Annotated in this window: 24 protein-coding genes; 12 read left to right on the forward strand and 12 right to left on the reverse strand. The window is 41.6% G+C overall.

Annotation, left to right across the window (positions count from 1 at the left end):
- Nucleotides 1–43 precede the first annotated feature (43 nt).
- Entirely contained in the window at nucleotides 44–1,597 is a 1,554-nt protein-coding gene (locus F993_RS05260; protein WP_004656015.1) for a PT dipeptide repeat lipoprotein, read from the reverse strand.
- A gap of 135 nt (nucleotides 1,598–1,732) precedes the next feature.
- On the opposite strand from F993_RS05260, the gene F993_RS05255 reads away from it, so the two are divergent.
- From F993_RS05255 to F993_RS05245, 3 genes are read left to right on the forward strand one after another with little or no spacing between them, the layout of a single operon-like run.
- On the forward strand, nucleotides 1,733–2,974 hold the full coding sequence (locus F993_RS05255; protein WP_004656017.1) for a cupin-like domain-containing protein: 1,242 nt from the start codon (nucleotides 1,733–1,735) through the stop codon (nucleotides 2,972–2,974).
- Nucleotides 2,975–3,023: 49 nt separating this feature from the next.
- Nucleotides 3,024–3,905 carry a DUF6502 family protein gene (locus tag F993_RS05250; RefSeq protein ID WP_004656019.1) on the forward strand — a complete coding sequence of 294 codons (882 nt, stop codon included), beginning with the start codon at nucleotides 3,024–3,026 and terminating at the stop codon, nucleotides 3,903–3,905.
- A 2-nt stretch (nucleotides 3,906–3,907) separates the two neighbouring features.
- Entirely contained in the window at nucleotides 3,908–4,633 is a 726-nt protein-coding gene (locus F993_RS05245) for a hypothetical protein (RefSeq protein ID WP_004656021.1), read from the forward strand.
- A gap of 332 nt (nucleotides 4,634–4,965) precedes the next feature.
- On the opposite strand, the gene F993_RS05240 is transcribed toward F993_RS05245, so the two are convergent.
- Nucleotides 4,966–6,075: an endonuclease/exonuclease/phosphatase family protein gene (locus F993_RS05240; RefSeq protein ID WP_004656023.1), complete on the reverse strand. Its 1,110-nt coding sequence runs from the start codon at nucleotides 6,073–6,075 to the stop codon at nucleotides 4,966–4,968.
- Between the two features lie 187 nt (nucleotides 6,076–6,262).
- Between F993_RS05240 and asd the strand changes: the two genes are divergently transcribed.
- The 5 genes from asd (at nucleotide 6,263) to truA (ending at nucleotide 12,139) form a co-directional block, all read left to right on the forward strand.
- Complete coding sequence (gene asd, locus F993_RS05235) at nucleotides 6,263–7,381, forward strand: aspartate-semialdehyde dehydrogenase (RefSeq protein ID WP_004656025.1); 1,119 nt, start codon at nucleotides 6,263–6,265, stop codon at nucleotides 7,379–7,381.
- A 141-nt stretch (nucleotides 7,382–7,522) separates the two neighbouring features.
- Entirely contained in the window at nucleotides 7,523–8,989 is a 1,467-nt protein-coding gene (locus F993_RS05230; protein WP_004656027.1) for a FimV/HubP-related protein, read from the forward strand.
- Between the two features lie 61 nt (nucleotides 8,990–9,050).
- A complete protein-coding gene (locus tag F993_RS05225) occupies nucleotides 9,051–10,313 on the forward strand; it encodes a hypothetical protein (RefSeq protein WP_004656030.1) in 1,263 nt (420 codons plus the stop codon).
- A gap of 44 nt (nucleotides 10,314–10,357) precedes the next feature.
- Nucleotides 10,358–11,326, forward strand: coding sequence for an asparaginase domain-containing protein (locus F993_RS05220; RefSeq protein WP_004656032.1), 969 nt, complete (start codon nucleotides 10,358–10,360; stop codon nucleotides 11,324–11,326).
- Nucleotides 11,327–11,341: 15 nt separating this feature from the next.
- The gene (gene truA, locus F993_RS05215; protein ID WP_004656033.1) at nucleotides 11,342–12,139 is read left to right on the forward strand and encodes a tRNA pseudouridine(38-40) synthase TruA; all 798 of its coding nucleotides are present in this window, start codon (nucleotides 11,342–11,344) and stop codon (nucleotides 12,137–12,139) included.
- Between the two features lie 45 nt (nucleotides 12,140–12,184).
- Here the strand turns inward: truA and F993_RS05210 are convergent, their stop codons facing one another.
- Nucleotides 12,185–13,192 (reverse strand): AraC family transcriptional regulator, encoded by a 1,008-nt coding sequence (locus F993_RS05210; protein WP_004656037.1) that lies wholly within the window; start codon nucleotides 13,190–13,192, stop codon nucleotides 12,185–12,187.
- A gap of 229 nt (nucleotides 13,193–13,421) precedes the next feature.
- On the opposite strand from F993_RS05210, the gene infA reads away from it, so the two are divergent.
- Entirely contained in the window at nucleotides 13,422–13,643 is a 222-nt protein-coding gene (gene infA / locus F993_RS05205) for a translation initiation factor IF-1 (protein WP_001284370.1), read from the forward strand.
- Nucleotides 13,644–13,708: 65 nt separating this feature from the next.
- Here infA and F993_RS05200 read toward each other — a convergent pair whose 3' ends face one another.
- Nucleotides 13,709–14,080 (reverse strand): lysozyme inhibitor LprI family protein, encoded by a 372-nt coding sequence (locus F993_RS05200; RefSeq protein ID WP_004656039.1) that lies wholly within the window; start codon nucleotides 14,078–14,080, stop codon nucleotides 13,709–13,711.
- 175 nt (nucleotides 14,081–14,255) lie between these two features.
- On the opposite strand from F993_RS05200, the gene F993_RS05195 reads away from it, so the two are divergent.
- Complete coding sequence (locus F993_RS05195; RefSeq protein ID WP_004656041.1) at nucleotides 14,256–14,654, forward strand: hypothetical protein; 399 nt, start codon at nucleotides 14,256–14,258, stop codon at nucleotides 14,652–14,654.
- Between the two features lie 53 nt (nucleotides 14,655–14,707).
- Here F993_RS05195 and leuB read toward each other — a convergent pair whose 3' ends face one another.
- The 4 genes from leuB to leuC all read right to left on the reverse strand — a co-directional run bounded on the left by leuB (nucleotide 14,708) and on the right by leuC (nucleotide 18,626).
- Nucleotides 14,708–15,787 carry a 3-isopropylmalate dehydrogenase gene (gene leuB / locus F993_RS05190; RefSeq protein WP_004656042.1) on the reverse strand — a complete coding sequence of 360 codons (1,080 nt, stop codon included), beginning with the start codon at nucleotides 15,785–15,787 and terminating at the stop codon, nucleotides 14,708–14,710.
- A 45-nt stretch (nucleotides 15,788–15,832) separates the two neighbouring features.
- Nucleotides 15,833–16,408: a hypothetical protein gene (locus F993_RS05185; protein ID WP_004656044.1), complete on the reverse strand. Its 576-nt coding sequence runs from the start codon at nucleotides 16,406–16,408 to the stop codon at nucleotides 15,833–15,835.
- A gap of 136 nt (nucleotides 16,409–16,544) precedes the next feature.
- Nucleotides 16,545–17,195 carry a 3-isopropylmalate dehydratase small subunit gene (gene leuD, locus F993_RS05180; RefSeq protein ID WP_004656046.1) on the reverse strand — a complete coding sequence of 217 codons (651 nt, stop codon included), beginning with the start codon at nucleotides 17,193–17,195 and terminating at the stop codon, nucleotides 16,545–16,547.
- A 12-nt stretch (nucleotides 17,196–17,207) separates the two neighbouring features.
- On the reverse strand, nucleotides 17,208–18,626 hold the full coding sequence (leuC, locus tag F993_RS05175) for a 3-isopropylmalate dehydratase large subunit (RefSeq protein ID WP_004656048.1): 1,419 nt from the start codon (nucleotides 18,624–18,626) through the stop codon (nucleotides 17,208–17,210).
- A gap of 341 nt (nucleotides 18,627–18,967) precedes the next feature.
- Here leuC and F993_RS05170 point away from each other — a divergent pair, with 341 nt between their 5' ends.
- Both F993_RS05170 and F993_RS05165 read left to right on the forward strand, forming a co-directional pair.
- Nucleotides 18,968–19,174: a DUF2061 domain-containing protein gene (locus F993_RS05170; protein ID WP_004656050.1), complete on the forward strand. Its 207-nt coding sequence runs from the start codon at nucleotides 18,968–18,970 to the stop codon at nucleotides 19,172–19,174.
- Between the two features lie 53 nt (nucleotides 19,175–19,227).
- A complete protein-coding gene (locus tag F993_RS05165; protein ID WP_004656052.1) occupies nucleotides 19,228–20,091 on the forward strand; it encodes a LysR family transcriptional regulator in 864 nt (287 codons plus the stop codon).
- A gap of 9 nt (nucleotides 20,092–20,100) precedes the next feature.
- Here the strand turns inward: F993_RS05165 and F993_RS05160 are convergent, their stop codons facing one another.
- The 4 genes from F993_RS05160 to F993_RS05145 form a co-directional block, all read right to left on the reverse strand.
- On the reverse strand, nucleotides 20,101–20,886 hold the full coding sequence (locus F993_RS05160; RefSeq protein WP_032812535.1) for a glycine-rich domain-containing protein: 786 nt from the start codon (nucleotides 20,884–20,886) through the stop codon (nucleotides 20,101–20,103).
- Between the two features lie 71 nt (nucleotides 20,887–20,957).
- Nucleotides 20,958–21,704 (reverse strand): sporulation protein, encoded by a 747-nt coding sequence (locus F993_RS05155; protein ID WP_004656055.1) that lies wholly within the window; start codon nucleotides 21,702–21,704, stop codon nucleotides 20,958–20,960.
- 57 nt (nucleotides 21,705–21,761) lie between these two features.
- A complete protein-coding gene (locus tag F993_RS05150) occupies nucleotides 21,762–23,195 on the reverse strand; it encodes a DUF2252 domain-containing protein (protein WP_004656057.1) in 1,434 nt (477 codons plus the stop codon).
- A 137-nt stretch (nucleotides 23,196–23,332) separates the two neighbouring features.
- Nucleotides 23,333–23,983 (reverse strand): HAD family hydrolase, encoded by a 651-nt coding sequence (locus F993_RS05145; RefSeq protein ID WP_004656058.1) that lies wholly within the window; start codon nucleotides 23,981–23,983, stop codon nucleotides 23,333–23,335.
- Between the last annotated feature and the right edge of the window lie 112 nt (nucleotides 23,984–24,095).

Raw genomic sequence — 24,095 nt, forward strand, 5'->3', positions numbered from 1 at the left:
TTATTTATCAATAAAGCGGCTGTTTACTAAAAAATAACAACCATTAGTTCGGGAAAATCACACCCGTATTTAAATCAAAATAAGTTGGGGTATTGCTATACACTGAGCCCAATTTAACATTAATGAACCAACCTAAGTTACCTTGATCTTGTAAACGGTTTTGAATCTCGCTCGGTAGATCAAGCTTATAAATCGCATCTTCTTTAAAGACTTTTGATTCAATGTTTGCTGTACTTTCACTATCACGTTCAAATAAATAGCCTTTGGTATTAAAGAACCCAATCGCATTATCTTTATCAATCAGGTGATAACCTTCAGCCGCTTGTTGCTTAAGTAATAAATCCAGCTTAGTTGGGTTGTCATCATAGAACCCTGCTTCTGTTTTTGGCATCTCAACATAACGATAGCTATAGGTCCCATTATGGGTACTGCTATTTACACAAGTTGGGATGTAATACATGTCATTCTTGGTACCATTGGTTGTGAAGTCTTCACCCGCAAAGATTAATTTACAACCTTGTGCACCGAGCTCATTAAATGCAGCAAGAATACTTGCTCTGGTTTTATTGGTTAAAAAGCGATTGTCATAAGTATAGGTTGCGGGTTTCTTATCATTTTTCACAAATAAATATTTATAGGTATTGCTTGGATCCTCGCTCAAGAACGATTTATAAACAAAGCCAGACTCACCTTGCTTTTTCATTTCAGCTAATTTGAGCACATATCTATTTGCAATCACATTGGTGGTGATATCTGCAATTTTATAGCTATAGGTATCGGTTGAAGCATTGTTTTTGATATATAAGTTTTTAGGTTCAGGGAAATCACTATTGGCTTTTTTCACATCCAAAGAACTACCCGCTAAGGCAAAACCTTGACTCCCCTGCTCATTGGCTTGCGCCAAGAAATTGGCCCAAGACGTTTGATTATCGAGTAAACGATAACTTGCCGTTGCTTTACTCACAGTCGGTTTCAATAAGCTATAGCCTTCGACATTGGTACGGGTATAACAAGTAACAACTTTAGATGGATCGACTGAGTCCATATACGTTTGAATATCTTTGATACTCGCTGTTTCACTCACTGCACACATGCCATCGCCTTTAAAGGCATAAGCTGAAGCAATCCCATTTGGTCGATAGCGATCACTATATTTCACTCGATTTGCCGTGGTTGTACCACTGGTTTCAGTCGCTGCAATCTCGCTAATCAGTGCATCATCCGATGCAACATCGTAATTTTTAATCACAGCACCGGTACAATCCTCTTTTTCAAATTGACGGGTTTCAATAGTAAAGCGAACACTGTTTTCGGACGCTTTATGTACCGTTAAATTGGTTCGTGCTCCCTTATGACAGAATCCTCCCAACCAAGACCCCACAAAACGATCAGCCACAACTGGGGTTGGAGTGGGCGGTGTTGGCGTAGGCGGTGTTGGGGTCGGTGGTGTTGGAGTTGGCGGCGTAGGTGTAGGTGGTGTTGGGGTTGGTGGTGTCGGCGTAGGCGTTGGGGTTGGATCCCGATCATTATCAGATCCACAGCCAACCAAGATTGCGCAAGTTACGCTAAGTGCTAGTTGAGTCCATATATTTTTCATTGCATCACCCTCTGTGTGAATTTTTCACATATTGTGTATGTGAAAATTTAACACTTTTATGCTTGAGTGCAAATATGTTTATGCGTAAATTAATAACGAAAGGTCAAAATCATTTTTTATGGATGGTTGGAAGGTATGGATGCTCAAGAAAGCTTAGCAAGACAATTCAATGCTTTACCGAAAGAATGGCAGACATGGCTCGAAGAAAATCTAGATCGTGGCTGTAATCCAGTCGATTTGGCGAACATTTTGCTGCGTGAAGGTTTGATTGATCTGAATAAAAATTTTTCTGCTCAGACACAGGCTGAAGAACAACACTATCAAACACTTGAGAAAGTCGCAGCAGAAAAGCAGACGCAACTCAGCAGTAAATTTACACCAGAACAAAAAAAATGGTTGGCTCAGGCGGTACTGGATGGTGTAAGCAAAGCCGAAATTTATTATTCATTGGTGAAACAGGGCTTAAGTGAAATTGATATTGCCCTCGAATGGGTACAATTAAAACAACATCCTTATTTTCAAATTGCCCAAGAGCAACATTTCCTGCTCAAAAAACGCAATTGGTTACTCAACACTCTCGATCATTTTGCCCGTTTAAATCCTGATTATCAGCAAATTAAGCGAATTTCAAAACCGGAGTTTTCTCATTTTATTCAACATTATTATAGCCGAAACTTAGCTGTGATTTTGACAGATGCCATCCAGCATTGGCCTGCTTTACACAAATGGTCACCACAATATTTCAAACAGGCTGTCGGTACACAAGAAATTGAAGTTCAGTTCAATCGTGAACAAGATGCTTTATTTGAACGTAACTCGATTCAACATAAAACCAAAATGCTGATGAATGATTTTGTGGATTTAATTGAGCAAACGGAGCATTCCAATAATTTTTATATGACGGCAAACAATGCCAAAGCCAGTCAATCCAGTTTGGCTGTTTTATTTCAAGATATTGATCATTTTCATAGCTATACAGACCATACTCAGGTTTATGATCGTAGTTTCATCTGGTTTGGTCCCAAAGGTGCCTTTACCCCCTTGCATCATGATTTAACCAATAATATTTTGGTGCAAATTTATGGACGGAAAAAAGTCACGCTGATTCCTGCAATGCAAACGCCTCATCTCTATAATGATGTGGCTGTGTTTAGTAAAATTGCCGATCCTGATCATCCGGACATCCTTGAGTCATTCCCAGATTTTGCCCACAGCAGCAAAATCGAATGTATCCTGAACGAAGGGGACGCCTTATTCATTCCCCTAGGCTGGTGGCATTGTGTCGAGAGTTTGGATACCTCTATCAGTGTTTCTTTTACTCATTTTAAGATTGATAATACGGGGGCCGAATCCTTTCCATCTCCAAGGGGGCATTAAAAATTATGTCAGCTAATCGCGTAATCGAATCCGTTCTTAAGGTGCTTTAATGGTAAAACCAACAGATCAAGTTTTCCTGAATATCGAATCATCTGCATCGAATACACAAGGTGTGATTCCACAAGATGCAGAAACCACATTGGATAGCATTTATCCAATGATGCAGCATATCGCGCGTTGGTTAATCCATTCAGGTGTTGGCTATACCGATTTTGTGGCTGCATTAAAACCGATTTTTTATGAGCAAGCCTTGGTTGAATTAGAACGAATCAAACAGAACAAAACCGATTCGGCTGTGAGTTTATTATCAGGACTGCATCGCAAAGATGTCAGTGCCTTTAGACAGCAAGCCAATCAAATCAATAATGAAGCTCCTAATTTTGCGATTAGCGTTCCTGCTCGGGTCATTGCCCGCTGGATTGCCCTTGATCTCCCCCATCAAATTCCTGTTTCTGGTGAAGAAAACAGTTTTGAAGCCTTGGTCAAACATATTTCAACAGAAAAGCATCCACGCTCGATTTTATTTGAACTACAGCGCTTAGGTGTGGTTGTGCAAATCGATCAAGAAGTCGTATTACAACAACATAGCTTTACCCCTGATAACCAAATGCAAGAAAGTAAAGCGCTCTTTTCAGCCAATCTCAGTGACCATTTGGCTGCAGGAATTGATAACTTTATTAGTGAAAAACCCTTTACCCATCTCGAACAAGCTGTACATGCCGAAAAATTAACAGCCGATTCAGTTGAAGCACTTCGAAAGTTGAGTATCGAACTGTGGCAAGACATGGCAAAACAACTCTTAAATGCCGCGATTCAACATTGTGATCAAGACCAAGAAAAAGACGATGCACATTATCAATTTCGCTTTGGTGTCTACCAATACGATACTCAGATAAAACTACAAGTGCCTTATATTTTTAAGGATAAATAACAATGAGAAGCGTATTACTCGCAACAGTTTCTTTCATTTCAGTGGTTGTTTTAACCGCTTGTGGAGAAAACTTTTCTGTTGCCAACGTGAGTTTAGGTGGCAGTGGCTCAGGTACCCAAAAACCATTGCCTGGTGGAGGAAATCCCCCCGTCACTGGCGATAAAGGCAAAGATGATGAGGAAGAACAATATGATTATTTTGTTACCTTCCCAGAAGCAGTAAGTGATGAATGCACTGGCGTACAACGAAGCATGTATTTTATTGATGCAGGGACAAAGCATCCTCAGATTGCTGGAACTCAGCAAAGTACTCCCTCACAAACCATTCAAATCAACATTAAAAATACAACGCCAAATTATATATTTGAAAAAATTTCTCAATGTCATCCAATACAATTTTGGGCAATGTCTGGGAAAGCACTCCTCCTTCCCGATCAATATTTAAGATGTTCGGCAGAGCAATATACTGTGCAGGTTTTACAACCTTATGAAGTTAAAACCTATGAGTTTGATTTTAAAATTCCACAAGGTGATGACACTTTATTACTTCGTTACCCAACACAATATTCATCTAATTTGCCCGATGCCCCAACCCATTGGAGCAGTTGCCCAACTTTAGACATTCATGTTCCAGTCACCCAACAACTGATCCCTAAATCAGATCATAAATTACCACCATCAAAGCCAGATCTTAACGAACCATCCTCTGGCGGAAAGCCACAACAATAAGCCATCTACAATCAGGCTAAAAAATTAAAACCCGAGTTCTGCATCCTGCAAAACTCGGGCAAATGAGGTTGTGCTTTCAAACTACTTTTATTATCCTGCGTCCATCGCATGCATCATATCCATGATGACTTTTCCATCTCAGCGTCGCTATCCTTAAGCGGAAATCCATTCCTGCGTCCTTGTGCTGATGTATTTAGAATAAACCTTTTACCGATACTGTACTATTCGTTGCAGACTTAAATCTATGTACGAAATAACGTACATTAATTAGTTAAACTTTAAAATAAAGTCATTGCACAAGTCCTTCTGCTGTCGCATCAGTTTTGCATTGGCTACTTATGTGGTTGAGCTATAGGATCAGTCACCGCCTTCTCTTCTTGCTCAGCCTTCTCAATGCCATCCTGTATCGCTTCTTGGGCTTCTTGTTCATCCTCAGCTGTCTGTTGCAAAGATTGTTGCTGCTGTTCAAACACCCGTCCTGTTTGTAAGACGACATACACTGGGAAATGATCTGAACCAATATGTGGCAGGCGCTTCATCTTGACTAAACCAAAATCAGTACTATGAAAGATATGATCCAGCGACCATCTTAATAAAGGATAATCCGCATGGAAGGTATTCATAAAATAGCGCCCCACCCGTGGATCAAGCAAACCACTAATGCGCTGAAACAAACGGGTTGTTCTTGACCATGCTACGTCATTTAAATCGCCCATGACGATACAGCTCTGATCAATATCTTTAATCTGATCCCCCACAATCAGCAATTCTGCATCTCTTAAAGTCGAGTCTTTGGCTTCGGTTGGACTCGGTGGTTTGGGATGTAAACAATACAGTTGCACTTGCACGCCAGAAGCTAAAGTTACTGCGGTATGAATCGATGGAATTTCATCACTCAAAATAAATTTAACTTCAGTATCTGTTAAGGGTAAACGGCTATAAAGATGCATACCATATAGATTTTCTAAAGGTACCGGGACACGAAAGGGATAATCTGCTTCAATTGGGCTCAACGCTTGCTGCCATTCAGCATTCGACTCCAGCGTAAGCACCAAATCCGGCTTTAAAATTTCGATCTGTTCAAGCAGCAAGTGATATTTGTGATTAGGTGTCAGTACATTTGCCACCAATAAAGAAATTTGTTGCTCTGGATTGAGTTGCGCCTTTTTAACCTTTTTCACTTGCTTGAGCCATAACGGGGTATAAGGCAATACCATTTTAAGCTGATAGGCAATTGCAGCCAGCAGACCCGTAAACAGTAACTCGGTACTCAAAGTCCAATCCGAAAGCACAAATAACATCATAAAAAATGTGATGATGCCCAATGCCAAAATCTGTAATCGAGGAAAGTCTGCTCCCCTAAACCACCATTCATCTCGAGGGATCAAAGACCAAAATGAAAGCCATATCACCACTGCTGCGCAAATCTGAATCCATATCATGTTCATTTTCTCTTAGGGATCATATAGATTTACAATAAAGTTCCCGCTTTATCAATTTTCTATCTAATATAAACAAGTTATTCCACTCAATAAACGCACTGTTTTATTTCAGTAAAGCTTGCAGTTGTGGGCACTTTTGATACACTCAAACCCCTTTAAAAATTTTTACATACCGAGGCACAATGACATGAAAGTAGGTCTGGTCGGTTGGCGTGGGATGGTTGGTTCCGTCCTCATGCAACGTATGGTTGAAGAGAATGATTTTGCTCATATCGAGCCATTCTATTTCTCTACCAGTAATGCAGGTGGCGAAGCACCTTCATTTGGTGGTAAGACTGCCCCAGCACTTATGGATGCAACAGACATTAACAGTCTGAAGCAAATGGATGTCATTTTAACCTGCCAAGGTGGTGATTATACCTCTGAAGTTTTCCCTAAGCTTAAAGCTGAAGGTTGGGATGGTTATTGGATTGATGCCGCATCTACGCTGCGTATGGCAGATGATGCAATCATCGTTCTTGATCCAGTCAACTTAAACGTGATTAAAGATGGTTTAGTCAACGGTACTAAAACCTTCGTTGGCGGTAACTGTACCGTTTCATTGATGTTGATGGGCCTAGGCTCACTGTTCCAAAATAATTTAGTGGAATGGGCAACGTCAATGACTTATCAGGCAGCGTCTGGTGCAGGTGCACAAAACATGCGTGAGCTGATCACAGGTATGGGTTATTTGTATAACAATACCAAAACCTTATTGGATGACCCTAAATCTGCAATTCTTGATATTGACCGCCAAATCGCAGAATTACAACGTGGCGAAGGCTTCCCGAAAGCAAACTTTGGCGTGCCATTGGCGGGTTCATTGATTCCGTATATCGACAAACAACTTGAAAGCGGTCAATCGAAAGAAGAATGGAAAGGTCAGGTTGAAACCAACAAGATCTTGGGTAACCAGCAAATCGTTCCGATTGATGGTCACTGTGTTCGTATCGGTGCAATGCGTTGCCACTCTCAAGCAATTACCTTGAAATTGAAAAAAGATGTTGCGCTGGATGAAATCGAAGACATGATTCGCAACTCGAGCCAATGGGCAAAAGTGGTTCCAAATACCCGCGAAGCGTCAATGACTGATCTGACTCCTGTTGCAGTCACAGGGACTTTAACTGTTCCTGTTGGCCGTTTACGCAAACTGAATATGGGTAAAGAATACCTCGGCGCATTTACTGTGGGTGACCAATTGCTTTGGGGCGCGGCTGAGCCTCTACGTCGTATGCTTCGTATTCTGGTCGAATACAAGAACGCTTAAGCAAAAATCCCTAAAAATCAAAAGCCGATCACATTTGATCGGCTTTTTTATTGCGATGAACGATGAATAATTTACAATTCATTTACATCACGGTAATGTATACTTTTTCCAGACGATAACATCACTTTTTCATGGATCGAGATGACTGTTTATAACAAATTAAAAATTGCCATTTTAGCCATCATTTCTTCGCAACACCTTTATGCAATTACGCTTGATCCAATTCAAATCCAGTCTGCACCTGGTGAACTACTCTATGCAGAAATGAGTTTCCACCAAGCCGATGCCAACGCCAAAATAGACGTCAGCTTAGCCACACCTGAAGATTTATTGATGCTTGGCGCTGCGCATCAGCCGCCATCTAGCCTGAATTTTTTTACGCGTCGAAATAATCAAGGTGAAGGTGTCATTGTCATCACCTCATCACGTCCCATGACGGATGCTGAGTTAAATATTATTTTAAAAATTCAGGAAGGGGGTGCGGCTCATTTAAAGCATATCCGCCAACCGATGCGTCAAATCGCAAAAGCACCGGTTACAAAGAATGCCAATGAACAATCACTCAGCCCTAAATTTATTGTCAGTGAAAAAGATATTGCCTTAAACCTACCAGAAAGTACGCGCTTCAATGTTGCGAACTCAAACCCGCAGACACCGAATTTAAAACAAGAAAAATTGCTCAATGCACCTTTTACTCTGCCGCCAGTCTTAGAAACATCAAAGCCAAGTACAACAACAGCAGCTAGTGCAGTTTCAATCGCTGCACCCGTGAACGTAGAAACAACAACAGCGGCAGCGACGACCCCAGTGCCACAGTCAGCTACACCAGTTACAGAAAAAGTACCACCGCAGCCAGCAACTCCCTCGCTCAAACAGGAAAATACTCAAACCGCGAATGCTGCAATCAATACCAAGCAAGATGCTGCATGGGATGAAGAACTAAAGGCAACTGAACTTAAACCGATTGAGAGCAAAGAAAAAGCGAAAGCACCAACCCCCGTCAGAGAAACAGCTCAAACGGTCAAAAAGAAACTCGCTGCAGATACAACTGCAAACAATGACAAAGCGCAACAGCATGTGGTGCAACGCAATGAGTCCTTATGGAGTATTGCGCAACGTATTTCTGGGCAAACCCAGCAGCCTGTTGCTCAGGTCATGAATCAGATCAAAGCACAAAATGAACATGCCTTTATTGGCGGTAACGCCAACCGCCTCAGACAGGGCTCACATTTAAACTTTAATCTTACGGCAACGTCAGCACAGCAAAATAAAAACACCCATCAAATTGCGGAACAAACACAGCGTCCAGCCATAGGAAAAGCCAAATATCGTTTACAACAAGCTGAAATGTCTTTGGTGGCTGAGAGTAATCAAGATTCCAGTACGGGAAGTGCCAAAAAAGACACATTACAGCAAAAAACCAGTGCCGATTTATCATTAAAAGTTATGACAGCACGAGAAAAAACCGTTACATTACAAAGAAACGTAACACAGTTAGAATTGGCACTACGTCAGAAGGAACAACGTATTCAGCTGTTAAATGCTCGGCTTGCCGAACTGCAAGATCAGTTGAAAGCGCAACAGGACACTAAAAAGCCAACACGCTAGGTTACGAGAATATTCTCATAAATTTGCATAAAAGCGGCACTATCTTTAAGGGGTATAGATCATGTCAACGATAATCATTGTACTGCTGGTCATTGTACTGATTGTAGCCATCGTTTTAAAAAAACGAGAAAGCAATCAAGCCAATCCTGCACCGAAAAAAGGTGCCAGCAAGACCACAAAAAAAGCAGCGACACGATCTGCCTCACGAACTACATTAGCCCGTGAGGAACAGGAGTATGCCCCTCCTACCACGACAGATATCTCTGAAAGTTTGCGCCAAAAGCTTGAACAACAAATTCAAAGCGGTAATTTTCAATCTGCCGAAGCACAAATCAATCAAGCTTTAAAACAAGACAATTCTCAACATGAATTGTATTTGTTTTTACTGGATATTCATTTAAAGCAAAAAGATGATTTGGCGATTGATCAATTGATCAAACATATTCATGCCTTAAAACTGGAAGATATTGCACAAGCAGCAGAAGCGAAGCATCGTGAATACGAGCAGAATAAACAGCCTGATTCGATTGAATTTAATTTAGCATCCCATAGTTTTCAGCAAACACCTACATCTGAGCCACAGGTTCAAAGCAATACTGCAGACTTTGATGCACTGGTTCAAACACCTACTGCACAATCATTTGATGACTTGCAATCAGAATATACTGTACCAGCAGAAGAAGCACAGCCTGTCGAAGCTGCACCTGAAGTTCAACCTTTAGACTTTAATTTCTCCTTTGAACAAAAACCTACCGATGAAGCGGTACCAGCTCCTGCTCCAGTTGCAACACCTGAGAGCAAAGAACAACCGCAGCCGCTTGAGTTTTCGTTCAACTTAGAACCAACACCACCAAGCATTGAAGAAACAAAAGTTGAAGACTCAAAACCAGAACTTGACTTTAACTTTACTCATTTAGAGCTTGCATCTCAGCCCGTCGAAGAAAAAGCACCTGTAGAAGAAGCGGCGCCAAGCTTAGATTTTAATTTTGAACCTAGCGTTGAAAAAACTGAACAACCTGCGCCAGTTGAAACGACAGCATTTTCATTTGGCCTTGCAGAACCAGCTGCAGCAGTTGAAGCACAGCCTGAACTGATCGCTCCTGTTACTGCACCGTCAGCAACGATTGCGATTCATGACCCGTTGGCACAGTCTTTTCCTGATCTGCAACAGCTAGATGAAGCACAGCTGAATTTAGAGCTTGCAGAGCAATATATTGAACTAGGTGCCTATGATTCTGCACGTGAGTTGTTAAAAAACAAGCAGGCATTCAATGCAGAACAACAACAACGTTCAGAAAATTTACTGAATAAAATAGCTTCCTGAATTTGATCAGTCTAATATAAGCAGTCTCTCAGACTGCTTTTTTTATGATGAAAACAATCGCTTTAATTTATATGGGTGGGACGTTTGGTTGTATTGGCGAACCGTTGATGCCAATGCCTGAACAGGATTTTTTACCTTTATTAGCGAAGGTGATTCCACCACATTTACAGGTAGAATGTTTCGCTGCGCCCAGTATTAAAGACAGCAGTGCCTGTACCGCAACCGATTGGTTAATGCTGGTGCAGCAAATCCAACAATTACAACTCATTGGCTTTCAGCATTTTGTCATCATTCATGGGACGGATACCTTAAGCTACGCCGCTGCAACGCTGGCACGTTTTTTAGGCCATTCTTGCCACGCCATCATTACGGGCAGCCAATATCCATTATTGAATATTGAAGGCAACGATACCCGTGAATTCACCGATGCAATCGGCAACCTGTATTTAGCACTGGAACAAGTCCTTGCCTTGCCAAGTGGTGTTTATCTTGCCTTCCACGAGCAAGTCTTTCATGCACAAAGCACTTTAAAAGCCCATACCACTGAATTAGATGCCTTTGTTGGCATCAAGGCAGATCAGAGCTGTGACACCACTGCAGATGCTCTTATTGTCCAAAATCAACACATTGAGCAAGCTGCTCAACTCAGTGTCTTGAATTTGATGTTACAGCCGATTGCGAAACAACAATTCATTTTACAATTAAAAAATCTTCTGCTTAGCCCACCCAACTTTTTGGTGCTACAGGGCTTTGGTACAGGTAATATCGCTGTCAATGATGAAATCCTGGCCCTGTTTGAACAACTTTATCACAAACAATGTTTGCCAATTATTAGTACTCAAGTGACCTTTGGGCAACTCGATCAACGTTATGCGATTAGCTCATGGATTCAATCTGCCAAAGTTTTAGTCAATGATTGCCATAGCCATGCCGATTTATATGCAAAAGTCTTGCAAATGTATTTAAAATATCCGACCCACGAACAATGGTTCGAACATTGGCATCAACATTAATTCTGAGGTTAGAACATGCAACGTTATGCAATCGGTATTGAATTTTGCGGTACTCAATACCGTGGTTGGCAAACCCAACAGGCTGGCGTTATCACTGTTCAGGAAACCATAGAAAAAGTGCTGAGTCGTATTGCCAATGAGCCGATTATGTTGCATGGTGCTGGACGAACGGATGCAGGCGTACATGCGACCAATATGGTGGCGCATTTCGACACTGAAGCCATTCGACCTGAACAAGGCTGGATTCGTGGGGCCAATAGCCAACTTCCCAAAGACATTTCAATCCAGTGGATTAAATGCATGGATGAGAATTTCCATGCCCGTTTCAAAGCGGTGGCACGACGTTACCGCTATGTGGTGTATAACGCTCCGACTCGCCCTGCCCTGTTATATAAACAGGTCACCCATCTTTATCAAAAGCTTGATGTGCAAAAGATGATTACTGCTGCTGCCAAATTCGAGGGTACGCATAATTTTGAGACTTTTCGTGCTGCTGCCTGTCAATCGAATCAACCTGTACGCCATGTAAAACACTGTCGCTTATTCGAACATGGGCATTATCTGGTCTTAGATATTCAAGCGGATGGCTTCTTACACCATATGGTGCGTAATATCATGGGCTGCCTGCTTGAAATTGGACAAGGCATGTATGACATCGACCATATTGATACCATGTTTGCCGCAGAAGATCGCACCGCTGCTGGTATTACCGCACCACCTGATGGTTTATATTTTATTCAGTCTTATTATCCTGATGAATTCGATTTACCGCAGCTGCCTTTAGGCCCACACTGGTTGAATTTAGCTGATTAATAAAAAAGCCTTATCACAGTGATAAGGCTTTTTATTTGCAACCAATTAACGTTGTTTACGCTTGCGATATTCAACTGGCGTTTCATTTGTCCAACGCTTAAAGGCACGATAGAAAGTACTTGGTTCAGAAAAACCCGTTAAATATACAATACGCTCTACACTTTCATTGGTATTCGCCAATAGCTTTTTCGCTAAACGGCAACGATAATCCGAAAGAATTTGCTGGAAGCTGGTATTGGCTTCACTGAGTTGGGTTCTTAAACGACGTGGCGTAATATTCAACTGTGCCGCCACCGTCTCCAGAGTGGTTTCGCCACTTTCAAGAGTTGAACCAATGGCACGGCGGACTTCACCCACTAAATCATAGCGTGCCAGTTCTTGTAATTTTTCAATCGCCAATTGCTCATGCAATTGCAGTAATTCAGGCTCTGCTTGCCATAACGGATAATCCAGTACAGCTGCATCAAAATAAAGACGGGTTTCTTTTTGCCCTAAACTGACAGGACAGCCATAGACTCTAAAGTATTCGTCATCAGCAGCACCTTCATTGAAGTTAAAATCAATATAAATCGGGTGAAACTGACCTTCGGTAATAAATTTAAAGAAACGTAAAATGCCTGACATGGCACATTCAGAGAAATGACGGTTCACTAAATTATCTGGCCAATACTGTTCGCCATTGCTTAAATAGCAACGACCATCTTCAATCACCAGTTTGGCATCGAAAGCATCACTGATCAGGCGTTGATAGGCCAAAGCACGCTTCAAGCCTTCGCCAAAGGTTTCACTACTGATAAATAAATGTTCAATGACTTGACCACGATAAAGTGGTAAATGTTCACCTAGATGGAGTCCAATATCTGGATCATTACTGACGTCCTGTGCAGCAATCCAAAATGCATTTTGTGCACTTAACGGCGTTCTTGCATTGGTATCCACCTGATTTAATGCAACACCAGCCTTTGTTAAAATCTCTTCAGTTGGTAATCCTGCTTTACGAATTGCCTGATAACCAAAGCGCAATACAACTGATGCATCTGTTAGCTGACCCACGCAGTGCCCTTCCCTGTAGATACGTTATTATGACAATGAACAACAATTTTAGATTAACGTTGATTGACCAAACTGACAACAATATTCTGCTTATTTTGTTAAAAAAAATCTAAGATTGTCTGACAGTTTCTTTCGGTTAATATCTGACAGCCTCTCACTGAGTTGATCTTGTAAATTTTAAATAAATTGACTATAATTTGCGCCTTCCCAATTTGATCTCAGGTAGGCTATGGCCAATAAAGAGGAACTCATTGAGTTCGAAGGCGTTGTCACCGAAACGCTTCCTAATACGATGTTCCGTGTACGTTTAGAAAACGGTCACGAAGTTATTGCTCACATTTCTGGTAAAATGCGTAAACACTATATTCGTATTTTGACAGGTGACAGTGTTAAAGTTGAAATGACACCTTATGATTTAACTAAGGGTCGTATCACTTATCGTGCACGCTAAGTCAGATTAGTGAATGCAAAAAAGCCACATCTTTATGTGGCTTTTTTTATTGCTCATGTGAACGTTTATTCACTGAGACGTGTCGTTTTACAGCCCACTGTCTGACATTCACGGATACGTTCTTGCAGCCAGTTATTGCGTTCTTGCGTTGCATTCAATTGGCATTGTACATAAACCGTACTCTTGGAATCATCACTACATTCTGCATCACGATGGCGAATCCACGCCAGTTGTGATTTTTTTAAAATTTTTTGTTGTGTATCGCTCAGCTGTTTGCGTAATTGCTGATAGTTTTTATTTAAATCAGCATCTGCACTGGCAAAAATTTTATTGGTACAGTAGATATCATCATAAGTATTACGGGCATTTTCGCAGTTATCCGCATAGCTCAATGTTGCCATTGCCCCACAGATTAAGCCAAATATTATTTTGCGCATGAAGTTGTCCAAATCGCTTAATTATCATCATTATCTAAGCATATTTTGCTGGGCTTGAACATTGTCCAAAAGTAGACAAGATTGTATCTTTTTAGCAATTCACATAAATGCTCTCGACACAGCTGCACTTTTGCCATTGAATAAAAAAAGATCAAAAAAATAAAGGATGATCATAATGAAAAATTATAAATACCTGTTGTTCTGTACGCTGGTCGGTTTACAAGCTTGTGCGACATCAAATCAGCCAAATATTAGTCTGCCCGACTATCTAAAACCATTTATTGGGCAATCTGCGCAGACCATTCAGCAACAGCTCGACTTAAAGCCCTTAGGCTTCCAAACACTGGCCCAGCCTGTTAAGCAAAATAATCAACTGATTTATACCGTGATTCGTCCCGTCCGTATCCCGATTCCGATTGCACAATCAACCGAACTTGGCGCTCAGAATATTCCGATTCAAAGTGCTGGCAATGCAGGCAGTGCTTATGATCTGAACTTAAAATGCCATATTATTTTTGAGTTGAATCAGCAGCAAATTGCGCAATCAATTCGTTATGAAGGCAAAGCCTGCTAATTCATTAAATAAAAAAACGCAGCTAAAGCTGCGTTTTTAATAAACTTCAATGCTTAGTTTAATGCTGCAACCACAGCTTCACCCATCGCATCTGTCCCGACTTTATTCATACCTTCCGACATGATATCGGCAGTACGTAAACCTTGGTCTAACACCTGACCGACCGCATCTTCAATGGCCTTCGCAGCCGCTTCTTCACGGAAGGTATAACGCAACATCATCGCCACTGACAGTACAGTCGCCAATGGGTTGGCAATATTTTGACCTGCGATATCTGGCGCTGAACCATGACATGGTTCATACATACCTTTGCCGTTTTCATCTAAAGAGGCAGATGGCAACATGCCGATTGAACCCGTCAACATCGCTGCTTCGTCAGACAAGATATCACCGAACAAATTACCCGTAACGATCACGTCAAATTGCTTCGGTGCGCGTACCAACTGCATTGCCGCATTATCCACATACATATGCGACAACTGAATATTTGAATACTGTGCTTGCTGTAAGTCAGTGACAGTTTGCTTCCATAACTCCGTCACCTCAAGAACGTTGGCTTTATCTACCGAACAGACCTTGCCACCACGCAACCCAGCTAACTCAAAAGCAACTTTGGCGATGCGTTTGATTTCACTTTCTGAATAGACATCCGTGTTATAACCCTGCTTTTCACCATTTTCGAGTTCACGAATACCACGTGGTTGACCAAAATAAATCCCACCCGTTAATTCACGAACAATCAGAATATCAAGGCCAGCAACGATTTCAGGTTTTAAGCTCGATGCATCCGCCAATTGTGGATACAGAATTGCAGGACGTAAATTGGCGAATAAATTGAGTTCACTACGAATTTTCAACAAGCCACGTTCAGGGCGAATTGAACGCTCAATGCTATCCCACTTCGGACCACCCACTGCACCCAATAAAATCGCATCGGCTTTTTTCGCCTGTTCACTGGTCACGGCTGGGTATGGTTCGCCGTGTGCATCAATTGCAGAACCACCGAGCAAACCATGTTCCCATGTCAAACCTAAATTAAATTTATCATTGACCTTGGTTAAAACCTTTTCAGCAGCTGCTACGATTTCAGGACCAATGCCATCACCCGCTAAAATCAAAATATGCTTCGACATTTATTTTCCAATTTTCCTATGTGCAACGATGACGCTGCAAGCCAATTAAACCTTTTTCTCAACAAACTCACCCAGACCTGTACTGACGTCAAATGGACGACAGAAACGACGAATGGTGTGTTGCTCTTGCTGTAAATCTACACACAACGGATCAGGCACAGAAACATTAAGTAAACTACCTGAACGACGTGTTCGGTCTCGGTACATTTTAAAGGTATAGCGCACATGCGGTTTAAATGCATGAATCACATGGAAAGTTTCGGAACGGTCAGGAGAAATTGGATAGAAGCGAATCACGACCTCATATTGCTTGGCTGGCACACTTAAATAGACCTGCTGTTTGCGGCTAAATACTGAACCATGTAAGCGTACAATGCCGCGTTCCATTGCCTTTTGGCTAATCCGATGAGTCTTTGCATCAATGACATCGATGTCACCAATACGTTCAAACTCACAATTCTCAACACCTGAACAATATAAAGTTGTGTTGTCCGCCTTACTTTCCAATGTGTTCTGTGCAATACGAACCTGATCCACCACATTGGGTGCATTTTGACATGCAGTCAAAGTCGTAACAGCGCCTAGACACAGTAAAATACTGCGAGCGAGTCTTCTTTTCATTATTCAAGCCCAGTCCTCATGTCTTGTTAACATGTAAGCAAAATATTATCCGCTAGCATGTTAACAAGAGTTCAATCTCTGCGCTATGCCTATGTTAAAAATGTCTAAAACCCAAATGTATTTCTACGACCCAAACTTAAGCTTGGATGTCTTGAAACACCCACGGACGCGCTTGTTTCGCCTTGGCTTCAAAAGCGCGAATATCATCTGCCACTTGTAAAGTTAAGCCAATATCATCCAAACCATTTAATAAGCAGTGCTTACGGAATGGATCAATTTCAAATTTAAATGCTTCACCTGTTGGGGTACGCACTTCCTGAGCCTCTAAATCAATGGTCAGTTGATAACCCTCATTCTCAGCACATTCTTTAAATAACTGATCCACCACCTGTTCAGATAAAATCACAGGTAACATGCCATTTTTAAAGCAGTTATTAAAGAAAATATCGGCAAAGCTCGGTGCAATGACGGTACGGAAACCATATTCATTCAACGCCCAAGGCGCATGCTCACGGCTAGAACCACAACCAAAATTGGTCCGTGCCAATAAAATACTTGAACCTTGATAACGCGGTTGATTCAATACGAAATCAGGATTTTTCGGGCGTTTGCTAATGTCTTGACCTAAATAGCCTTCATCCAAATAACGTAACTCATCAAATAAGTTATCGCCGAAACCTGTACGTTTAATCGACTTTAAGAATTGTTTTGGAATAATTAAATCGGTATCGACATTGGCACGGTCTAAAGGCCCAACAATACCTTGCTCTACAGTGTATTTTTCCATGCTTGTGCTCCCTTAGAATGAACGAACATCAACAAAATGGCCCGCAATCGCAGCGGCAGCAGCCATCGCTGGGCTGACCAAATGCGTACGTCCGCCGTTACCTTGACGACCTTCAAAATTACGGTTCGAGGTCGAAGCACAATGTTCACCTGGCTGTAATTTATCTGCGTTCATCGCTAAGCACATCGAACAACCTGGTTCGCGCCATTCAAAACCTGCTTCCAAGAAAATTTGATCTAAACCTTCTTGCTCAGCTTGTTGTTTCACCAAACCAGAACCCGGCACAATCATCGCCTGTTTGATGCTCGACGCAACCTTACGGCCTTTTACCACATCCGCTGCTGCACGAATATCTTCAATACGTGAGTTGGTGCATGAACCAATAAAGACGCGATCTAATTGGATATCGGCCAAGGCTTGACCTGCCGTTAATCCCATGTATTGATAAGCACGGGTCCAGTCATTGCGTTGTACATCATCTTTAGCTTGTTCTAATGTTGGTACTGCCTGTGAAACAGGAATCACCATTTCAGGAGAAGTTCCCCAAGACACTTGTGGCTCAATCTCTGCACCATTCAAGACCACCACCGCATCAAATACAGCATCTTCGTCTGAATGTAAGGTATTCCAATATTCGACTGCTTGATCCCACTGTTCACCTTTCGGTGCATAGTTACGGTCTTTGACATAGGCAATGGTTTTGTCGTCGACTGCAACCATCCCCACACGAGCACCCGCTTCGATTGCCATATTACATACAGTCATACGACCTTCGATTGACATATCACGGAACACTTGACCACCAAACTCAATGGCATAACCTGTACCGCCCGCGGTCCCAATCTTGCCAATAATGGCTAACACCACATCTTTTGAGGTCACGCCCGTACCTAATACGCCATCAACACGCACCAACATGTTTTTCGACTTCTTCTGTACCAAGCACTGTGTTGCCAATACATGTTCCACTTCTGACGTCCCGATACCATGTGCCAAACAGCCAAAAGCACCATGTGTTGCGGTATGTGAGTCACCACAGACCACGGTCATACCCGGCAAAGTTAAACCTTGTTCTGGCCCAACCACGTGGGCAATGCCTTGACGAATATCATTAATCCCAAACTCAACGATATTAAAGGTTTTACAGTTGTCATCTAAGGTTTGTACCTGAATACGAGAAGTATCATCTTCAATCCCTGCGATACCCTGTTCACGCTCTTTTTTAGAAGTAGGCACGTTATGGTCAGGTGTTGCAACGTTAGCACTTAAACGCCAAGGTTGGCGATCAGCAAGCTGTAAACCTTCAAATGCTTGAGGGCTAGTCACTTCATGTAATAAATGGCGATCAATATAAATTAAGCTCGAACCATCATCGCGTTGTTTTACTAAATGGTCATCCCATAATTTGTCATATAAGGTTTTGCCTGCCATGTCGTCGCCCTCCATCGTGCTTGCCATTGGTCTGGGTATTTTGATCTTGAATTGATTATAGCAATCGCTTCACATAAATCTAATTTATCATTTTTATAAATTAATAAACTTTTAGGAATGATAAATTGAAATTTTATATCTTGATCATCTCATTAAATAAAATAAATTTAAATCGTCTTGGCTGAGCACATTTCATACATACTCTGGCTTTGAGCAGCTGATATTAAATCAATCACCTCACGATTTATAAATCCAATCGTGCTGAATTGAAATTTCCTTTTTACATTTTAAATGATAATGATTATTATTTAATTAAATAGAGATTTTGTAAGGTGAAACAGATGTCAAATATTCAACAATTTGTCATGAACAATAGTCGGACTTTGAAAAAAACCTTGAGTTATTACATCATGCATATTAGTGTTGCGATGATCGTTGCTTACCTGATTACAGGCAATTGGCTCATGGCAGCTACCTTAAGTTTAATTGAACCAACGGTACAAGCCTTTGCTTTTTTCTTTCATGAAAAAGTATGGAATTATTTCTAATTCAAACATACTGCTTATAAAACTAATTTTAAAATCTCCTTGGACAAGCTTGTATGAACCTCGCTGCTTTTGAAGCATTTGTAAAAGTGATGGAAACCGGTTCAATTTCCATCGCAGCAGAACAATTATTTATTACCCAACCCGCAGTCACTAAACGGATTCACAGCTTGGAAGACTACTTTGGGGTCAAGCTGTTTGAATCTGCAGGTCGGGGCATTCAGCCCACTCATGCCGCACACTCTCTATTACCTAAAGTCCGGACTTGGCTGAATGAATTAGGGGAAATTCATCATACTTTGAGTCATGAGCAAGCACAGGTCCAAGGCCGCTTAAAGATTGGTACCAGTCATCATATTGGTTTGCATCATTTGGCTGAACCATTGAAAAATTTTGTGCAGCACTATCCTCAAGTGACCTTGGATGTGCATTTTGTCGATTCAGAACAAGCGCATGAACAGGTTTTGGCAGGTGAACTGGAACTGGCATTTTTAACCTTACCGCCAGTGGGGCATGATCGCCTGAATTATGTAACCATCTGGAATGATCCATTGGTGTTTGTGGCTGCGCCCTTCCACCCTTTGGCACAACAACCCCAACTTAAACTCGAAGACCTGATTGCTTACCCAAGTTTATTACCTGCCGCACAAACCTATACCAGTCAGATCACCTTGTCTGAGTTTGAGCGAAATGGTTTAAAACCAAAAATTACCATGAGCAATAATCCCTTAGAATCCATTCGAATGTTGGTCTCGATTGGTCTCGGCTGGTCGGTGTTGCCAAAAACCTTAGTCAATCAGGATTTAAAACAACTCGATTTAAAACTGGATATGCAGCGTCAACTCGGTATGGTTTGGCATCCTGCACGAATTCAGTCTAAAGCGGCTGAAGAGTTGATTCGAATGATGCATGTAGGCTAGTGGCATCTGTTAATCTCCCCCACCGCCCCCACAACTGCTGCAACTACTACAGCTATTGCTGCTACTGCTGCAACTTGAAGAGGATGACGAAGATTGTGCCTGCAGGTATTGCGCATAATCCTTGGTCATCAATTCAAGATTAAAATACTGCCCATCTTGCCAATTTAAGGCTTGGTCAATCGCAAACAGTCTAGGTAACAGCGTGGTATTTCTTGGTTGATAGGCATGTAAACCACAACTGTTTCGCCATGTCGCAAATAACTGTTGCGTTTGCTGCGTGGACGTTGTGCTCGCTTCATAGGGGCTATGATGTAACTGCCGACCAATAAGCCGTTCACATAAGTCTTGGTACTGCTTTGGAAATTCCAGCATGACATGCCATAACGAATCAACGGCATGCGAAGGCATGGCATAAGCCTGTTTTTGCATGACATGCAAAGCCAAATAATCCTTAAATCCAACTTCGATCAATTGCCGTTGTTTTAGACCCAGTTCAGGATAATAGAATCTAAATTTATTCCAGAAAATCGGATCGAATTTGAATTGCTCAATCTTTTGTAATTTTTTAGATTTAAAATGCGCAAGCAAGGCAAGATTCAGCACAATCATTGTCCACACAAAGGGCAAGATCACCCATGCGGTAAAAAACTGTTGCTGCCAACCGTACATCAAAATCAGCATGAAAATCGGGAGAGCGATCCATCGCATTTTGATCATGGGATATTGTCGTTTTAATTGCAATAATGTATCGAGCAAGATGGAAGTCTGGGCTTCCTGATTTATTTTTATTTTCATCATTTGATCTTAAAAATAAATAATGACAATCATATGACAAAAAACCTCCCCAAAGGGAGGTTTAATCTCGCTTATCCAATCTGCAATAAACGGCGAATCTGCTGCGCCATCTGCTGGACATCTAAGAGATGATGCGGAATCGTCATCGACAATAACTGATCTGAGCGGAAACGGCGGTCGATCTCCAGCATGACATGGGTTTGATGTGGTTCAGCCACAAAAGACACTTCCACCTCATTAAAACCACTAAACATGTGTGAAGATACAAACTCCAACTCTTGGTAGCAGCCAATGGTCGATCTAAAGTTCTGTGCAGTCAATTGCCCTTTCTCTACATCCACCGTCGACAAAACAAATCCACATTGCTGCATAGCTTGTAAAAACATTTGCATGGCAGGTGTTGGCAGAACGCTTAAATAGTCACGATCCGTTGCATCCACACCCCAATCCACATCCAGACGGGTATTGATCCAGACCCGTGTCCCATTACGGCGGCAAGAAACTTCGGTGATTGGCGTTTCATGCGGAATTTCCATGGTGAAAGGAACATGGTGCGCTTGATTTGCCGGCAATGAAAAATTAGCACTGATTAACCATTGATCCAAGACCAAAGGCTGATTAAATTCATGATCACCCGACTCTACCTCAGCCATGGTCATCAATTGCAAATACAGACCTTTAATATCTTTATCGGTTGAGCCACCTTTAAAATTAATCTCACCGCGTAGCGTTTCCCCCGCTTGTAAGGTTGAATTAAATAAACGAGTTTCAACAGTGACACCTTGCAGGCCCAAACCTGACATAATTTTGCTAAACATTTGTCTTTTTTCTCTCAAATCATCACTATTTTTATGTCTGTCCAAACAGACCTATGATTAAAGGACATCATCACCAGCGAGCTGAATCTGACCATCGCTTACTGCGTTCATAAATTGCTGATAGTCATTTAGATTACGCTCAGCCGATTGAGTGGCATAATCCTGTAAAACCTCAATGATCGTATTGCCTTCACCTAAATAACCCATCAATACATCGGCATTGCCTGCTTTGGCATGTGCATGGGCTAAAGCAAGGCCACAGCTTTCCGCATATTCATAGAAATATTCATCATCCATATCGGCAAGATCAACCGAAATTTTCATATCTCGTAGCTGGCGTACATGAAAATCTTGTTGCAGGCTGGAAAAACCCAAGAAGATATCGCTGGCCGCTTGCATCAATTGCTGACCATGAATCACCCGCTCACCTTCGTGCTGAACTTTGTCTTTAAATAACGGACTAAGAATAGACGGATTGGCTTCTTTCATTTGTAAAATCAATGGTTCACGGTCTGCATCTTCAAACAAGGCAATTGCTGAACGGGTTCCAACGCTACCGACCCCGACCACTTTGAGTGCCACATCGGTCCGCTGATAACGATCAAACAATACCTGTCGGTCATATTTCAATGAGTTACGATAGCATTGAAAAAACTCATCAACCTGTTCAGCAAAGGGTTCATCTGCCTTGGGGTGCCACAGTAAAGGAGCATCATCAATAAAATGTCTAAACCCAGTTTCAGCATCTTGTTGAGTCAGCTTAGGTAACACTGAATGGGCATTACGCTTTTGAGCTGAATCTAAATGCTTGGCACGTTTCTTTCTGAGTTTTCGGCATTCGGTATTTTCTAATAAGGTGTTGGCATCGACCTTTTCATACCAAACTTGCAATGGTGATAAGGCCATATTCTCAAGTAAGTGTTGGCGGTAGCTATTTAGCATGGTTTTAATGGCTTTTAAGCCGCTGCGCTCTCCCAATCCAATATCTTTGGCCGCAATCACAAAACTTGTCACCAGACGTTTTAAATCCCACTCAAATGGCGCAACCAAGGTTTCATCAAAGTCATTGATACCAAATAACAGGTTACGTTCAGGACTGGCAAAACCGCCAAAGTTGCTTAAATGGCAATCGCCACAAATTTGCTGAAACAAGCCTGAATTGTATTGTTCCCATGCTTGATCAAACAGCATCAGCGCGGGCATACCACGATAGAACGTAAATGGCGAGACACTCATCCGCTTGGCACGAATTGACTGTAATTGTGTTAAACGTCCCTGATTACTCCAATCATAAAGTGTTAACGCTGTGGTGCCTTTTGGGCGTACTGAAAGTTGAGCTAAGTTTTCACGTGGAATTTTTTTTCGTTGCGCCTTACCTAAATGAAAGCCTTCACTTTTGCTCAATAACTTGCCTTGATAACGATGTCGTGTGAGATCAATACTCTCTGCAGTCCAGAGTTGTTTAGGTAATTTGATTTGTTGTTTTGTCATAACACCCCCTATAAATCCAGTAGTGTTATAGCAATAAATTGAATGAATATGATAATGATTTTTTTAATTTTTAAACATGAATAGATCATTGCCAAATACCTCTGTTTACACAGCGATATTGGCAATGAATCAAAACCTTAAATCGACCAGTCTTGAATATCCCAAGCCTGTTCTTTGGCTAGCTTTTCTAAACGGTCATCTGGATTGACTGCAATCGCATGGGTCGCATATTCAAGTAAGAAACGGTCATTGATTGAATCAGAATATGCCCATGACTCAGACACGGACTGGCCAGCCAACCACTGATCCAGACGCGCCAGCTTGCCTTTTTGGTAGCATGGAATCCCTGTGACTTTCCCAGTATATTCTCCATCAATCACTTCCGCATTGGTGGCAATAATCTCGGTAATGCCAAATTCACGGAAAATCGGTGCGGTAATAAAGTCACTGGTGGCGGTGATGCCGACAATGGCATGACCAAGATCCTGATGCTTTTTAATCGCATCGAAGCCTTTAGGGCGCATCTGCGGACGGATAACCTTCTGCATAAACAACTGATGTAACTCAGTTAAATAGGCATTGTCATGTTTGGTCAGAAATTCAAATACAAATTCATTATAGGCAATCGGGTCAAGCTGTCCTGCTTTATAGTCTTCATAAAACTTGTCATTCATTTGACGATGATGAACTGGATCAACCAAAGCCTCATTGACCAAAAACTCTCCCCAAGAATGGTCTGAATCGGTATTTAACAGCGTATGATCTAAATCAAACAAAGCCAATTGCATAGAATTTCTCGTTTAAACTGAAAATTAAGAAAAAAAATGTAAATCTATCTCCGCTAGTCGATAGAAATTCGTTAAGATCATAGCAATTTTTAAACATTTTACTTTGACCTTT

The sequence above is a fragment of the Acinetobacter proteolyticus genome (genome assembly GCF_000367945.1).
Classification (GTDB): Bacteria; Pseudomonadota; Gammaproteobacteria; order Pseudomonadales; family Moraxellaceae; genus Acinetobacter; species Acinetobacter proteolyticus.